General features: G+C 35.1%; 14 protein-coding genes. 3 read left to right on the top strand and 11 right to left on the bottom strand.

From position 1 onward, the window contains the following. Positions 1-30: 30 nt before the first annotated feature. Positions 31-1,218, bottom strand: a complete 1,188-nt coding sequence (locus DZ858_RS03640) for a phosphoglycerate kinase (RefSeq protein WP_117158178.1) — start codon at positions 1,216-1,218, stop codon at positions 31-33. Between the two features lie 121 nt (positions 1,219-1,339). On the opposite strand from DZ858_RS03640, the gene DZ858_RS03645 reads away from it, so the two are divergent. After that, the gene (locus tag DZ858_RS03645) at positions 1,340-2,494 is read left to right on the top strand and encodes a DNA polymerase III subunit (RefSeq protein ID WP_117158179.1); all 1,155 of its coding nucleotides are present in this window, start codon (positions 1,340-1,342) and stop codon (positions 2,492-2,494) included. A gap of 137 nt (positions 2,495-2,631) precedes the next feature. Here DZ858_RS03645 and DZ858_RS03650 read toward each other — a convergent pair whose 3' ends face one another. The 4 genes from DZ858_RS03650 to DZ858_RS03665 all read right to left on the bottom strand — a co-directional run bounded on the left by DZ858_RS03650 (position 2,632) and on the right by DZ858_RS03665 (position 9,498). Beyond that, entirely contained in the window at positions 2,632-3,489 is an 858-nt protein-coding gene (locus DZ858_RS03650; RefSeq protein WP_239990713.1) for a class I SAM-dependent methyltransferase, read from the bottom strand. Between the two features lie 127 nt (positions 3,490-3,616). Beyond that, positions 3,617-5,488, bottom strand: coding sequence for a tRNA uridine-5-carboxymethylaminomethyl(34) synthesis enzyme MnmG (mnmG, locus tag DZ858_RS03655; RefSeq protein ID WP_117158180.1), 1,872 nt, complete (start codon positions 5,486-5,488; stop codon positions 3,617-3,619). Between the two features lie 202 nt (positions 5,489-5,690). Next, positions 5,691-6,107, bottom strand: a complete 417-nt coding sequence (gene ybeY / locus DZ858_RS03660) for an rRNA maturation RNase YbeY (protein WP_117158181.1) — start codon at positions 6,105-6,107, stop codon at positions 5,691-5,693. Beyond that, entirely contained in the window at positions 6,100-9,498 is a 3,399-nt protein-coding gene (locus DZ858_RS03665) for a DUF4175 family protein (protein WP_117158182.1), read from the bottom strand. The genes ybeY and DZ858_RS03665 overlap by 8 nt, the downstream gene beginning before the upstream one ends. Positions 9,499-9,674: 176 nt before the next feature. Here DZ858_RS03665 and gltX point away from each other — a divergent pair, with 176 nt between their 5' ends. Continuing rightward, positions 9,675-11,186: a glutamate--tRNA ligase gene (gene gltX / locus DZ858_RS03670; protein WP_117158183.1), complete on the top strand. Its 1,512-nt coding sequence runs from the start codon at positions 9,675-9,677 to the stop codon at positions 11,184-11,186. Positions 11,187-11,198: 12 nt separating this feature from the next. On the opposite strand, the gene DZ858_RS03675 is transcribed toward gltX, so the two are convergent. From DZ858_RS03675 to DZ858_RS03685, 3 genes are read right to left on the bottom strand one after another with little or no spacing between them, the layout of a single operon-like run. Next, the gene (locus DZ858_RS03675; protein ID WP_117158184.1) at positions 11,199-12,611 is read right to left on the bottom strand and encodes a hypothetical protein; all 1,413 of its coding nucleotides are present in this window, start codon (positions 12,609-12,611) and stop codon (positions 11,199-11,201) included. A 10-nt stretch (positions 12,612-12,621) separates the two neighbouring features. Next, positions 12,622-13,278, bottom strand: a complete 657-nt coding sequence (locus DZ858_RS03680) for a porin family protein (RefSeq protein ID WP_117158185.1) — start codon at positions 13,276-13,278, stop codon at positions 12,622-12,624. Positions 13,279-13,293: 15 nt separating this feature from the next. Beyond that, positions 13,294-13,950: an outer membrane beta-barrel protein gene (locus DZ858_RS03685; RefSeq protein WP_117158186.1), complete on the bottom strand. Its 657-nt coding sequence runs from the start codon at positions 13,948-13,950 to the stop codon at positions 13,294-13,296. A gap of 79 nt (positions 13,951-14,029) precedes the next feature. Between DZ858_RS03685 and DZ858_RS03690 the strand changes: the two genes are divergently transcribed. Further along, positions 14,030-15,025 (top strand): SPFH domain-containing protein, encoded by a 996-nt coding sequence (locus tag DZ858_RS03690; protein WP_117158187.1) that lies wholly within the window; start codon positions 14,030-14,032, stop codon positions 15,023-15,025. A 61-nt stretch (positions 15,026-15,086) separates the two neighbouring features. Here DZ858_RS03690 and DZ858_RS03695 read toward each other — a convergent pair whose 3' ends face one another. The 3 genes from DZ858_RS03695 to DZ858_RS03705 are packed head-to-tail and all read right to left on the bottom strand — an operon-like array spanning position 15,087 to position 16,145. Then, entirely contained in the window at positions 15,087-15,338 is a 252-nt protein-coding gene (locus DZ858_RS03695) for a DUF6327 family protein (RefSeq protein ID WP_117158188.1), read from the bottom strand. After that, on the bottom strand, positions 15,335-15,766 hold the full coding sequence (locus DZ858_RS03700) for a phage holin family protein (RefSeq protein WP_117158189.1): 432 nt from the start codon (positions 15,764-15,766) through the stop codon (positions 15,335-15,337). Before DZ858_RS03700 ends, DZ858_RS03695 begins: the two co-directional genes overlap by 4 nt. Before the next feature lies 1 nt (position 15,767). Next, positions 15,768-16,145 carry a YtxH domain-containing protein gene (locus DZ858_RS03705; RefSeq protein ID WP_117158190.1) on the bottom strand — a complete coding sequence of 126 codons (378 nt, stop codon included), beginning with the start codon at positions 16,143-16,145 and terminating at the stop codon, positions 15,768-15,770. Positions 16,146-16,401: the final 256 nt, after the last annotated feature.

Raw genomic sequence — 16,401 nt, forward strand, 5'->3', positions numbered from 1 at the left:
TTCCCTTGTTTTAACGGTTGTAAAAGGGTTTTATTCTCTAATTGCTTTAATTCCTGGAAGGGTTTTTCCTTCTAGCATTTCAAGCATAGCACCACCTCCGGTAGATACATAGCTTACCTTATCAGAGAAATTAAACTTTTTTACTGCAGCTACCGAATCACCTCCGCCCACAAGTGAAAAAGCACCATTTCTGGTAGCTTCGGCAATTGCGTTACCTAGGCTAATGGTTCCTTTTGCAAACGGTTCCATTTCAAAAACACCGGCAGGACCGTTCCAAAGTATCGTTTTAGATTCTGCAATAACAGAGGCAAATAATTCATTCGTTTTTGGACCGACATCTAAGCCCATCCAGCCTTCAGGGATTGTATCGATATCGCTTACATCGGTAGTTGCCATTTCAGAAAAACTATCAGCAATTATAGCATCGGACGGTAAATGAATGGCCACACCTTTATCTTTTGATTTTTTAAGAATTTCAAGTGCTAATTCTTGTTTGTCTTCTTCAACCAAGGAAGCACCAACCTTTCCGCCTTGGGCTTTTACAAAGGTAAAAGCCATCCCACCACCTATAATTAGATGATCAATTTTATCTAATATGTTCTCAATTACAGTAATTTTTGAAGAAACCTTAGCACCACCAATAATGGCAGTTACGGGAGGTTTCCCATCGGTCAACACCTTATTTACATGTTCAATTTCTGAAGCTAACAGTAAACCAAAACATTTATTTTCTGGAAAAAACTCAGCTATTACAGCAGTTGAGGCATGTGCTCGATGTGCAGTTCCAAAGGCATCGTTCACGTAATAGTCACCTAATTTGGCTAATTTTTCAGCAAAAGCACGATCGCCTTGCTTTTCTTCATCGTAATATCGAAGATTTTCAAGCAATAAAATTTCACCGGATTTTAAATTTGCAACAGCTTGTTCTACCGTTTCTCCAATGCAATCTTCCACAAATTTTACGGTCACTCCTAGAACATTTGTAGCAGCTTCTACCACGTGGCGTAATGAAAACTCCGCTTCTTTATTTTTGGGGCGACCTAAATGCGACATTAAAATACAACTTCCTTCATCTTCCAGAACATTGATTATGGTAGGCTTAGCAGCTTCAATCCGGGTAGTATCAGTTACTTCATGATCATCGTTTAACGGGACATTGAAATCCACACGAATCAATACTCTTTTTCCTTTAAAGTTTACATCTTTTGCTGTTCTCATACTTGAAATTTTACACTTGCAAATATAGTTTTTTAAACGGCAATGCTGAAACGATTACTGACACATGCTACTATGGGTATTTTACTGAAAAATTCCGAAGAAAAAATATGTAGTTTTGCGTATGGATTTTTCAGAAATAATTGGTCAAAAGCACTTGCAATCTCACTTACTAACCACGATTGAACACGGGCGTATTCCACACGCTCAGCTCTTTATTGGCAAGGCGGGAACAGGTGTTTTACCCGCTGCCATTGCGTATGCTGGTGCTATTTTATGCACTAATTATGAAAAAGATTCTACTGCTTATAAAAAATGTTCTCAACAGGTGTCAAGGTTGGCACATCCCGATCTGCACTTTGTATATCCCGTTAACACGAACGATAAGGTGAAAAAACATCCAGTTTCCGATAATTTTAGTGAAGAATGGCGGGAGTTTATGAAGGAAAATCCGTATGGATCGCTTTTTCAATGGCTTCAAAAATTAGGAATTGAAAAAAAGCAGGGTACTATTAAGGTTGACGAAGCAGCAGATATTATGAAAAAACTGTCCTTAAAAGCATATGAAGGCGGCCATAAAGTGATGATTATTTGGATGGCCGAAAAAATGAACACCCAATGTGCCAATAAAATTTTAAAATTAATAGAAGAGCCACCCGAAAAAACCGTGTTGTTGTTGCTTTGTGAAGATGAACAACAAATTATGGGAACCATACAGTCCCGGTGTCAAAAGCTTAACTTTCCATTGTTATCTGAAGAAGATATTGCTACTTTTTTAACTAATACAAAAGGACTTGACCAAAACATTGCATTGAAATTAGCGCATCGTGCCAATGGCGATGTAAACAGAGCCTTACAGCTTTCCGAAGAAGGGGGTGATGATTCAGATTTTGAACGATTATTTATTCAATGGGTACGCACAGCATTTCAAGCTAAAGGAAATAAAAAGGCTATTAACGACTTGTTAAGTTGGAGTGAAAAAATAGCCAGTTTGGGACGTGAAACACAGAAAAAATTTTTGGTTTATTGTATTGAAGTTTTTAGGCAAGCTTTACTGAAAAACTACAAAGCTGACGATTTATTATTTTTTGAAGCGGAAGATCCTAAATTCTCCCTTGAAAAATTTGCGCCTTTTGTACATCAAAACAATATTTTTGACATTACCCAAGCACTGGAAGATGCAACCTACCATATTGAGCGAAATGGAAATGCCAAAATTATCTTTACAGATTTATCCATCTCTCTAACACGACTTATCCATAAAAAAGAGCTTGTATAATAAATTTCTATTATAATTTAATATTTAAATAGTTTTAAGCTATTGAATTTGACTTAAAAGTGATTGGTTTTCCGTTTATAAAAGAAAAAAGGAGACATCAGAACCTTTTTAGAGTTCAAAACAGGCTTAAAACGGCTCTAATTAACTTTTGAGCTCTTTTTGAAGCAATATATGTGAGAAGAATACTCTTTTGACGACCAAGCACGCACATTAGACCAAAACCCAATCCAAACAGCTCGTAACGAAAAAGAATTACCAGTTTTATATTTTTCTGAAAGTAGGCTTACATAAAACGAATCGAAAATCATCGGCTTTATTTTTTGTACTGTTGTGGTTTCAGAAAAAAGTTCAACCATGCTTTCTTTTGAAAAATGCCAAAGATGTCTAGGCACATCATAAGCAGCCCAAAAATCTTTGTAAAATTTTGCGTCGAACGATTTATAATTTGGCACAGCAATTAAAAGGGTCCCTCCTGGTTTTAATAAATTCTCAATTTCTTTAATAGATTCATGCAAATTAGGCAGATGTTCCAGAACGTGCCAAAGGGTGATTACGTCAAATTTTTGATTTGAGTAATCATTAAAAATTTCTATCAAATCAATTCCTTTTTTCTCTGAAATTAATCTAGCTTTTTCATTTGGTTCAGCTCCATAAATCTCCCAACCTTTTTCTGAAGCTACTTTTAAAAACTCTCCTGTTCCAGCTCCAATATCCAAAACAGAACCTGTCCCCTTATTTAATTGTGTGATAAGATGTACTTTCTTTTTTAAGGCTCTTTGTTTTACTTTTTGATATAAAAAAGGAAGTAATCCTTTTTCAGAATCGGTATGCGAAATGTAGGCATCACTCTCATAATAATCAGGAAGATTTTCTGCAGCAGGTTGTGGTGTTGTAACCAACATTTTAAATTCTGGATCATATACCAATTGGAAAGATTCCCCCGAAACAAAAAAATCTTTTGTGGTTATATAAGTTGGATTTTGTGTGTTTTTCAAATGGAATATTTTAATTTAATCTATTAGCACACTTCGACTCCGCTCAGTGTACGATAATTTATCTAGGCAGAAAAAGGTTACTGAGCGGAGCCGAAGCACCCATGTGTTCCACGTGGAACACATTTTTCTATCGCCCCATATATACAAGCATTACAGAAACATCATTTGGTGACACACCACTAATTCTTGAAGCTTGAGAAACCGTAGCTGGTTTAATAGCTTTCAGTTTTTCCATTGCTTCGTAGGATAATGATTTCAACTTTGTGTAATCGAAATTTTCTGGAATTTTAATCCCCTCTAGCCTATTCAGTTTATCGGCATTGTTCTTTTCTTTTTCTATATATCCAGCGTATTTAATTTGAATCTCGGCCTGATCCAACACTTCATAATCAAGATTATTCTCTTTAATATATTCTTCAACATTATCGATTTTACGCATATCGTTCATGTCGATTTCTGGTCTTGAAAACATCTTAACCATCTTGTCACTTTGCTTTACTTCGGCAGAATTCTTTTCTTTTAAAATAGGATTCGCAACAGTATCACTTACACTCGTTTCTTTAAAGAATTGAACAAACTTTTCAGATTGATCTTTTTTCTCCTCCATTCTTCGAAGACGCTTTTCAGAAGCTAAACCTATTTCAAAAGACTTTGGTGTCAATCTAAAATCGGCATTATCTTGTCTAAGTAGCGTTCTGTATTCAGCCCGAGAAGTAAACATTCTATAAGGTTCCTCTGTGCCTTTTGTAATAAGATCATCTATTAAAACACCTATATATGCTTCGTTACGTTTTAAAATAAACGGCTCTTTCTCGTAGGTTGTTAAGTGTGCATTTATACCAGCCATCATTCCTTGACAAGCTGCTTCTTCGTAGCCCGTAGTTCCATTAATTTGTCCCGCGAAAAACAATCCTGAAACCAACTTGGTTTCCATCGTATGTTTTAATTGCGTAGGTGGAAAATAATCATACTCGATTGCATAACCCGGACGGAAAAATTTCACATTTTGAAAACCATCACACTCCCGTAACGCTTTAAATTGAATATCCTCTGGCAAGGAAGTTGAAAAACCGTTTACATAATACTCAACCGTATTCCACCCTTCCGGTTCTACAAACATTTGGTGCCGATCTTTATCGGCAAAGCGATTTATTTTATCTTCGATAGAAGGACAGTATCGAGGCCCAACACTATCAATTGAACCGTTAAACATCGGTGAACGATCAAAACCTTCCCGTAGAATATCATGCACCAATAAACTAGTGTGGGACATATAACAATCGCGTTGTTTAGTCAAAGGCTTAGTTTTGTCTGAATATGAAAATTTCTCAGGAGTAGCATCTCCTGGTTGAACTGACATTTTAGAAAAATCCAACGAACGTCCATCAACTCTTGGCGGGGTTCCAGTTTTCATTCTACCCGATTCAAAACCTAAATCGATAAGATCTTTTGTGATTCCGGTAGCAGCTCTTTCTCCTGCTCTACCACCTCCAAATTGTTTTTCTCCAATATGGATTAGTCCGTTTAAGAAAGTTCCGTTTGTTAATACAATTGATTTAGCTTTTACTTCTAATCCTAAGGAAGTTTTTACGCCTACTACTTTACCTCCCTCAACTAAAATACCCGAAACCATTTCTTGATAAAAATCTAGGTTTGGAGTTTGCTCTAACATGAATCGCCAAGTTTCAGCAAATAGCATTCTATCACTTTGAACTCTTGGGCTCCACATGGCAGGCCCTTTAGATTTATTCAACATCTTAAATTGGATTGCAGACTTATCTGAAACTATTCCGCTATAGCCACCAAGCGCATCTATCTCTCGAACAATTTGCCCTTTAGCAATTCCACCCATAGCGGGGTTGCAAGACATCTGTGCAATGTTTTGCAAATTCATCGTAATCAACAATGTTTTTGACCCCAAATTAGCAGCAGCAGCAGCAGCTTCAGAACCCGCGTGACCAGCACCAACTACTATAACATCATATTCCTTTTCAAACATAAATTATCTTTTATTTTCAATTGTTCCACGTGGAACACACTTCGTCTTCGCTCAGTGTTAACTTCATTAGCTCGATTTTGATCACCAACCTCTACACTCAAGAAAACTCTTTAAGTCGTTTGGTTTTCTAAAACGGGTGCAAAGATAGCTAAATTGCTAATAATCAACAACTTAATTATATAAATATTTGTAAATCAACGTTCTACAGAAAAGAACGCTTTTCTAAAGCTTCATTTTCTTTGGTACGCATAAGGGCGGCTTCCTCTTCCGTTTTGTCCTTATAGCCACAATAGTGCAGGATTCCGTGTATTATAACGCGGTGCAATTCATCTTGAAATGACACCGAATATGTTTTTGAATTTTCCTTTACACGTTCTACAGAGATATAAATTTCGCCGTGAATTTGCTTTCCTAATGAATTATCAAAGCTGATAATATCGGTCAACGTATCGTGATCTAAAAACTGAACATTCAATTTATGCAAATAGGCATCATCGCAAAACACGTAAACTAGCTCCCCTTCTTTATATTTTTCAGTAGAAATTATTAATGAAATCCAGTCTGAAATTTCTTGACTGTTCTCTAACTCAAAATCAGTTTCAGAATAAAATTCAATCATTCGTTTGCTTAAAATAAGTTTGTACTTTTTCCTTAAATTGTGGTTGCAAAGGTAGTGCTTCCCTATTTAAAATTTCAGTGGTATTAAAGTACTTTTTAATAGCTTCAGGTGATAAGCGTAGGTTATTAGAAAATTGCTTTCTATTGGTTTCAGATTCTCTTCTATTTTCTTGACCTTGTTCAAAAGAAGCTTTATCCAATTTTAATAATTGATGCTGTAAATTAAGCATGCGTTGGAGCGTTTGTTGGTTAAATCCTTTTTCTAACAACTGCTGTTCTACACCTTCCATTTCGCGTAGCAATTCGCCTCCTTTTCCTTTTAGTCCTTCTTTGTTTAATCGGTCTTCCAATTGTTGTCTAAGCATTTGCTGTTGCTTATAAATTTCATACAATTTTTCACTGGATTGTTCGCTATTTCCATTTCCAGACTTTCCGTCTTGCTGTCCTTGATTTCCGCCTTGTCCACCTTCACCGTTTCCACCTTCGCCTTGGCCTTCACCCTTACCTTTTCCTTCACCTTGACCCTGACCTTCTTTTTCACCTTTATCGCCTCCTTTTTGTCCTTCCATTCCTTCTTTCATTTGTTCGGAAAGACTTTCTTGTTTTTTAATAATATCTGGAAGTTGAAAGCCCTGACCCTCTCCTTGACCCTTACCTTGACCTTGGCCCTGACCCTGTCCTTGACCAGAAGCATTCATTTGCATTTGATTTTGCATATTGTTTAATAGCTCACTTAGCATGATAGCAAGTTCATTGGCTCCGGTTACAGTGTATTGCTGACTTGAGACGCCTTGTCGCATTTGGTTTTGTGCTAAACGGTCAAGGGATTTATCGAGATTATATTGTATTTCAGTAAGTGTACTGTTTATTTTACCGCTAATCATAGGTTGGCGTAACGAAAGGGCAAAAATACTATCGTCCACGTGTTCAAAATTGAGCTTAAGGTCATTTTGAATGTTTAATTTTTTTCCGAAGACAGGACTACCATAATCGATGGTTTTAAACTCTTCCATTAAATCCTCTTGGCCAAAAGAAAATACAATTAAATTGTCTAATATCTGTCGAAGCATTTTTACATCTTCGCTTATGGTTTCCATTTGCCCGGCTTGCATTTGCATCTGCATTTGCTTGCCCATTTCCTTCATCTTTTCACCTGCCTTTTGCTGACTTTTTTGAGCATCTTGCTTTTGTTGCTGTTCTAGTTTTTCTGAAGCATTTTGTTGTTCCTTATCTACAACTTTCTCACCTACCTCATCTTTAGGGAGCTCCATTGGGTTTTTTAAATCTTCGTTGTCTTTTTCTAACTGCTTCTTCTCTTCTTTATATTCCTCAAACTTTTCATTAAGTTCCTCTTGTGCTTGTTTAGTATTTTCTTCCTCGGGCGCTTCTGAAAGCTTCTCCTGTTCCTCTCCTAATTTAAAAAGATCTTCAGCCAGCTTTTCAGCTTTTTTGGTAACATAATAGCGCTTGGTTAACTCAACCAATTGTTCTAAGTTCTTTTCTTGATTTTTATTTTGCTTTGCAAGTTTTTCTAATTTTTCGGTTAAGTCTTCTTTCTGGATTTTATCTTGTAGCTTTTCCAGTTCATCCAGGAGCTTTTCATTCTCTTTTAGGCGTTCTTCATTTTCTTGCAAACGGTCTTCCAATTGTTCTTTAAAAGGATCATCTTTTTCCTCTGGTTGGAAGTTTTCAAGGTTTTCCTTCATTTCTTTTGAAAAATTCTTCATCATCTGCTCTTGTTGTTTTTGCCGTTTGATGAAATTTTCCAGTTTCTTCTTATCGTTCCAATTCAGTTCTTTCTTTTCTTTTTGGGTTTTAGACAACTCTTCCAAACTTTTATCCTGCTCCTTCATTTTTTCCAAGGTTTTGTCTAAGTCTTTAATATTTGAATCTTGTTGTTTCAATTGTTCGTTTTGTAATTCATTATCCGTTAATTTTCTGAAAGAATACACCCCAGATTTACTAGATTTAAAATTATGAATGGCATCGTTATCAAACACTTCAAAATAATAATCGTAGGCTACGCCTTCTTGTAAAGGCAATTGCCCTGGAAAGGTGTACACAAACTGATCGAAATTGCTCTTGTTAAGCGAAAGTGGCTCCTTTTTAGCCTTTTCTTCCTCACCGGTTGGGTAGTAGACCAAACGGAGTTTTGTTAACCCATAATCGTCGCTTACACGGCCTAAAAAATAAACCAACTGCGTGTCGGTACTGTCTTGTTTGGACTGCACATCAATTTCAGGGTATTCGTCTTTAATTACACCTAATGTAAACGACAGATTTTCGTAATCTTTCAAGCTTTCATTCGAAGTAGTAATGGCATAATCCAGTTTATTATAAATGTTCTTCTGAAAATTAAATTGTTGTTCTTTTTCAGCAAAACCATACACCGTATCGGCTGTTTTCAAATTAACCTGCTGTGTGTTTTTAGTGGCCACTTGCCAAGTAACCTGTGTGCCCTCAGGAATGGTCGCATTCCCCGTGCTTTTTAAGGTTTCGTCTTGCTTTCCGGTATAAGAAGGATAATTTAAAACCATTTCAAAACCCAATAAGGATGGGGTTTTGACTACATCGAGTGTGTAGTTTCTAGATTGAACTTTATTGGCTTTTAATCTAAAGTCAATCGGTTCCAACGGTTGTGAAAATGTATATTCAAACAAACCGGGTGCTGTTTGTTGCAGGTAATAGGTTTCGTTATTGAATTCAATACTCGCGTTCTGCGGAATGACGGTTCCTTCGGTTCTTATTTTTAGCGTATAATTTTTACTTTCTATGGCTGAAAGGTTATCGTTCAACACCACAAAACTAAAGGGTGCTGGCGGTTCATAAGCCGTATTATAATTTACAACTCGCTCATAACTACTGGAGAAAAGATCTTTTTCACCCAACAAACTAATCACTATAAATATGAACACTGGGATGGCAGCATATTTTAAATATTTACCATTTTTTTTGAAATCAACTGCAGTTTGAAATGGAATGGGTTGCAGTTCGGAAGCTTTTTGGTCAATACTCGCTGCTAATAACTCACTTTCCTGTTGGTTTCTGTTCAACTGAATTACATTTAATAGCTTATCGCTCACATTTGGAAAGTGATTTCCAATAATAGCAGAAGCTTCTTCGTGTGAAATTCCATTCTGGAATTTGAGTAGTTTCGCTAATGGAAACGCAATAAAACGAATAAAAAGAGTAGCTTCAACTACTATGAAAACCCAAAACAAAATAGTTCTGCCTAATGGGCTAAGCCATAAAACATATTCTACCAGCAGTGTGATGAGAAAATACAACAGCCCAATAGCAAAAAACAAAATAGCGCCTTTAATCAATTCATTTGTGTAGAATTTTTTAATGAATTGTTCCAGCTTTTGCTGAATGATATTAAAGGTGCTCATAGTACGTACAATCGTTTTATATAGAACTCCTAAAAATACAATTTTATTTCAAGACTTCTATGAGTTAGTTTAGTATCAAAAATTGCTCCAAAACGCTAAGAAAAACACTATCCGTTAAGATGTGCATGGGTACAAAGAGAATTGTATCTTTGCTATCCTAATAAAATTTACAATCCATGGCTCAAAAAACACGGGTACGTTTTGCTCCAAGTCCTACAGGACCGTTACATATTGGTGGTGTTCGCACTGCTTTATTCAATTATTTGTTTGCTAAAAAACACGGGGGCGATTTTGTGTTGCGTATAGAGGATACCGACCAAACTAGATACGTGGAAGGTGCTGAAAAATATATAATTGAAGCCTTAGATTGGTTAAATATTCCTTTTGATGAAGGTCCTAAAAAAGATGGAGGTTTTGGCCCGTATCGCCAAAGTGAACGAAAACATTTATACAGAGAATATGCCGATAAGTTGCTCGCTTCAGAGAATGCTTATTATGCATTTGACACCCCTGAAGAGTTAAATGAACACCGAAAAAACCATGAAGCCGAAGGGAAAACTTTTATCTATAATTGGCATAATCGATTAAAACTGAAAAATTCCTTATCACTTTCAAAAGAAGAAGTTCAGCAGAAATTAGATGCAGGTGACGAATATGTAATTCGGTTTAAATCTCCTGAAAACGAAACGCTTCATTTAAAAGATATGATTCGCGGTGGCATGCAGATTGACACCAATATTTTAGATGATAAAGTATTGTTTAAAAGTGATGGTATGCCAACCTACCATTTAGCGAATATTGTAGACGATCATTTAATGCAAATAACCCACGTAATTCGTGGGGAAGAGTGGTTGCCTTCTTTAGCACTTCACGTTATGTTATACAGAGCGTTTGGTTGGGAAGCACCTAAATTTGCCCATTTACCATTGATTATGAAACCCGTTGGTAAAGGGAAGTTAAGTAAGCGTGATGGCGATAAAATGGGCTTTCCAGTATTTCCCTTGGAATGGAAAACAGCTGACGGCGATACTTATTCTGGGTACCGAGAAGATGGATATCAGGCCGAAGCGGTTATCAATATGCTCGCTTTATTAGGATGGAACCCAGGAACCGAACAAGAGATTTTTAGCTTAGAAGAATTAGTTCAGGCGTTCGATTTAGACCGTGTAAACAAAGCCGGTGCTAAGTTTGATCCTGAAAAAACGAATTGGTTTCAACATCACTATTTACAGGAGGTTGACAACGGTATTTTAGCCGGACAATTTAAAGAGTTATTGAATAATAAAGGAATTAAAACCGCTCTTCCAGTTGAAACAATCACTGCTTTATTAAAAGAGCGCGCTACGTTTGTAGAAGATATTTGGGATCAAGGAAGCTTTTTCTTTATCACTCCTGAAACATACGATGAAAAAGCAGCTAAAAAAGCCTTTAAAGATGGGACAGCTGAATTACTTCAACAGGTTATTAAACTTATGAACGAAGTGGACGATTTTTCTGCAGCCAACGTATCTGATAAAATAAAGGGTTGGATTACTGACAATGAAATAGGCTTCGGAAAAGTAATGATGCCATTACGCTTATCGTTAGTTGGCGAAATGAAGGGCCCCGATGTGTTTGTAATAGCTTCACTTCTTAGGAAAGAAGAAAGTATCAAGCGCATTGAAAAAGCTATTGATACTATAAGTTAGAGGATTCTATTCCTATTTTGTGTTAAATTCAAGTAACCTGTATTCCTCATTTTTGTAGTCTGCTTCAAACATATACAGGCTTCCATTCGGTAAGAAATGTGAATAGTAAAATGTCTCTGATTCAGGTGAAATTGACTCAAAATAATTTTTCACTGAATCCTCAAATAAGTAAGCAATTATTGAATTTTCATCTAAAACTGTTTCTTTTGGTAATTCTTCTAAACGGATACCGTAAACATAGTCTCGCCATCTAGGTTCATTTCTAGTAATGTGATCAAGGTTTGTGATTTTATCCATTTTAAGCAACTTTCCTTCTTTCTTATCTATTGATAAAACAGAAGCCACTTTACTATCTGGTTCACCGTTGTAACAAAAAAAGTATACTTTATCTTCAGCAAAAACGGGCTTAGTATATGTATATTTCATTTTTGCTACTCCTATATCTTCATCCATTATAAGTTGTTTTATTTCCCATACTTTTTCACCATCTTCATTAAATTTTGAAAAATAAACTTTTACACCATCTTCTTTTTCTCTACCTGCAAGTAATGAGGTTACATAATAAAAATTGCTGTTATGATCAATATTTATTGTTCCTGTAGCGGGAGACTTCATTTGTCTAACTGCACGATTTCCAGCAAAAGTGTTTATAAAACCCTTGGCTAACGATGCATTAGCAAATTTATAGTGTTTATCGTCAATGCTAATTGTAAAAGATTTATCTTCAAGTAGGTTGCCATTAAAGTCATAGATTGAAACGATAAGTTCTTGTTGATTTATACGTTCATTATTATTAGTGGAAGTTAATTTTTTTGAGAGTAAGTAAAATTTATCTTCTCTCACATCTAGAAGGGTATATCCATTTACAGATTCTTTTCCTTCTATCCCTTTCGGGGTAAAGGGTATTAATTGTTCTTCTTTAGAGGAAATATTCATTTTATAAAGATACCATTCAAATGGTTTATCTTTTTTAAGCCTTTTAGAAAGGTCATATCCTCTTTCATTAGGACCTATTGTATATAAGTAATCTTTCATTAGATAGGTCCTAGGAGTGCCATCATATTCAATTTCACTATTATCTACAGTTATTGTTTCTGATACATTTCCATTGGTATCGACAAATTGATATTTTGATTTTCCGCTAGAAACCCCATTAGACTTAGAAATAACATAATTACCATAACTACTCTCAAAAAATAAGTTATGTTTTTTTCCCAATAAATATTGGTTCAATAATTTGCTGTTTTCTAAATCAACTGTTTTAATCATAATATCCTTTCTTCCTTCTAGCGCCTGTACGGAAAAAGTATTTTCTTCCCAATTAAAATCAGTAACACCTTTTTTATTGATTTCTAAATCAACAACTTCTGTCTGAGCGTTATTAACTATAGGGAGCAGAATAAAAAGAAGTAGAAATTTTTTCATAATAGTTCAGTTAGTTTATCAAATAATTAATAGAAAGTGAAAAGCTATTTTGTTTAAGTTCAGGCTCTCTTGGGCCATCTTCTTCTAGGTAGGTAAATTTTCTTAACGTATTGGTAAGCGCTAGCTGGTATCTAATATTTACTCTCAGCCAACTATACCCTGTTGTTAGACCTAAAACCAATCCTGCATTGAATGGCTTTATTTGCTCAAAATCATCGTTTGTGTAGCCTAATGGTTCATAAGAATATCTAGAATTATCATATGTTTCTTCGGCTTTCCATTCATTTGAAAACATAAAAATTGGTCCCAATTGGGGGCCAAAAAAGAATGCTTCATCATTATTGATTACATATTGAGTATATAAAAAAGTGAGGTTTAAATTATCTGCTGAAAATTTTACATCAGCTCTTTCTGTAGGGTCAAACGTTTCATAACCATCTAAAACAATTTTATTTGAAGTGTAGGTGAATTCTGCTATAAAATCGCCTTTTTCGTAAATTTCTTCCTTAAAAGCAATTCCAAACCCGTACCCAATTCCACTACTGTTATTGAGATCTTCATCACTGAAAGAAGAAAAATTAGCTTCGGCTATTAGTCCAAATTGAGAAAAGCTTTTGGCACTAATTAAAATAAAGAAAATTAAAAATAAGTAAGAACATCTATCCATAGATGATGCAATATATTAAAAATAAAGAACAGCAGAAATTATTATAGTAGAGCTATTTCCCTTAATATCATCAATTTCTGAAATATCTTTATCATTTAAATTGTTAAGCATATTAGTAAGTCCGTATTGGTAATGAGCACCTAATCTGAAACTTTTTAACCCAGCAGTAAGGCCACCCATAAGCCTAAAATTAAACGTTGAAATCTCTTGTATAACTTGTGCTCTAACAGTCGTATAGCCGTCTAGAATATAATCTTCATATGCACTGTCATCGATTTTCATTTTTCCGTTGACGTTTAAAATTGGGCCAAATTCAAGGCTTAAATGGTGTTCTACAATGTTAAAACTTCCAAGGAAATTTATCTGGGCTGCCAAAATGGAATATTTAATATACTGAGAATCGGTTAAGTTACTTCCTAAAACTTCAATATTGGATTGCGTAAAGTTTATTCCGTAGATTAAATCAAAATTATTTCTGAAAGAGCCGCGGGTAGTAAAACCTCCAGAAAATCCTTGTCCCTGTTTCGTTGTAAGGTCTGATGTGTTTATATCAAACAATGTTAAACCCCCGTTGATTCCCAATCGGTTATATTCGTTAAAATTACGCTGTGCCGTAAGTTGTTGAAAAGATATAACTAATACGGTAACAATAAACAGGTTTTTAATACTCATAGTATGGTAGATTAATAGCGTTTAAAAGTAGCTTTATTTTTGTATCTTCAACTAATTATTCAACTAAAAAAATTAACAAATGGGTGGTTTACTTTTATTAATACCGGTTATCATTATCGGTTTTTTTATTTTGCTTTCGGGAATTTTCACTGTAAAACAACAAACGGCAGCTATTGTAGAACGTTTTGGAAAGTTTTTAAGTATCCGAAATTCCGGCTTACATTTTAAAATCCCGATTTTCGATCAAATTGCAGGCCGAATCAATCTAAAAATTCAACAATTGGATGTTTTGGTAGAAACCAAAACAAAAGATGATGTGTTTGTACGGCTTAAAATTTCGGTCCAATTTAAGGTAATTCCAAATAAAGTCTACGATGCTTTTTACAAGCTTGAAGATCCGCACGGTCAAATTACCGCATATGTATTTGATGTAGTTCGAGCCGAAGTACCTAAAATGAAATTAGATGATGTTTTTGAGCGTAAAGACGATATTGCCATTGCTGTAAAAGAAGAATTGAACGATGCGATGATTGATTACGGGTACGATATTATTAAAACCCTAGTAACCGATATTGATCCTGATGTACAAGTAAAAGCTGCGATGAACCGTATTAACGCTTCTGAGCGTGAAAAAGTAGCAGCTGAATATGAAGCCGAAGCCGAACGTATTAAAATCGTTGCTAAAGCACGTGCAGAAGCTGAAAGTAAACGTTTGCAAGGACAAGGTATTGCTGACCAGCGTCGAGAAATTGCTCGTGGTCTAGAAGAAAGTGTAGATGTTTTAAATAATGTGGGGATTAATTCGCAAGAAGCTTCTGCCTTGATTGTGGTTACACAGCATTACGATACCTTACAATCTATTGGGGAAGAAACCAACACCAACTTAATTTTACTCCCTAATTCGCCGCAGGCCGGTAGTAATATGCTCAACGATATGATCGCTTCGTTTGTTGCCAGTAACCAAATTGGGGAAGAAATGAAAAAACAAAACGAAGCTAAAGGCATTGGAGCTTCCCAAAAAACTAAGAAAAAACGGAATCCGCCACCGGAAAGTAATGATGATATCAATTTTTAAAATAAAAAACGCCGCTTAGTATTATATAAGCGGCGTTTTTTTCTATGTGTTATAAGTTCGTTTAGTAATCTTTATCCTCTACCTCTTTTACTTTCTTAACTCCTAAAATACTATTGGCAATTTTTACAACAAGTGCCTTTTGGGCAATCGATCCAATCATACTAGCAATGAGGTTTAAGGGCGAAAAGCTATCTTTAATAGATGTTTTTGTATCACTTACGCTAAGCTTCAGTTCCTCTTTATCAATTTCAGATTTTAGCTTTAAGTATTTAAGATCACGGTCTATTTCATCAAAAGTAGTGTATCGTTTCATACGCTTTCGTTTTCTACGGTGTCAATAAATTCTTCTGCATCTTCATGCGCTTGTTCTTTTGCGTTTTTTTTGGCATAATCATCATCATAAAGTAATGCCGAAAATTTCTTGAGAAGACTCCTTTCTATCAATTTCTTTCCAAAAATGACTAAAAATAAAGTCACTAGCCCATAAAAACCTCCTACAATTAAAAAACCTGCAAAACTACTTTCCATAACAATCCCAAGATATAGTGCTACACCAATTGATATAAAAAGTAAAACAAATAAAAAAAAGCTGCCAAACACAAGTAAATTTACCAATGATATGGCTCCTTTCATAGACGACTTGAAAAAGTGAAGTTTATAATACTCCACTGTACTAGTGGTATAGTCTTGAAATTTCTCGCTTATAGTATGTAAATTGTCGTTAAGACGATCAAAAGCCATATTATGAAGTTGCTTTTTTAGCTTTAGTTTTTGTTTTTTCTTTTTGAGTTTCCAACTGTAACTTGGCGTTTTGTTTGCGAAGTGTTTCCAGCTTATCTTCCATAGCTAATAAAATATCATCGGCTTTATAGCTTGCTGAAGACAACGTATTCTCCAATTTTTCTTCAAAGTTTAACCGAGCTTTTTGTGCCTTTTCGCTAAGGTTACTTGATGTTTCTTTAACTTGTTTATCAAATTGTTTACGAGCTTTATTAGCTTCTTTGCTAATTTGCTTTCTAGTTTTAGAGCCTTTATCAGGAGCGTATAGAATTCCAATCCCTGCTCCAATAGCAGCTCCTGTTAATAGAGCCAAAAGCGTTTGTCCTGTGTTAGATGCCATAGTGTGTATTTATTGGTTAATATATTTATGTTCAAACAAAGTTACGTAAGTAGCATTATAGTTGCTGTTAACAACCGGTTAATACTCAAAATTTTACTAATAAAATATTCTTAAAATAGCGTTTTTATTGCCAAAAACTCTTAATTTTTACTTGTTATCATATGCAAAAGGTTAAAACAAGGTGTTGTATTTAATTCATTCAATTGTTTTACATTTGCTGCCTATGCATTTTCTGAAGATATTAAAAAATGTACTT

Source organism: Marixanthomonas ophiurae (genome assembly GCF_003413745.1).
GTDB classification, from domain to species: Bacteria; Bacteroidota; Bacteroidia; order Flavobacteriales; family Flavobacteriaceae; genus Marixanthomonas; species Marixanthomonas ophiurae.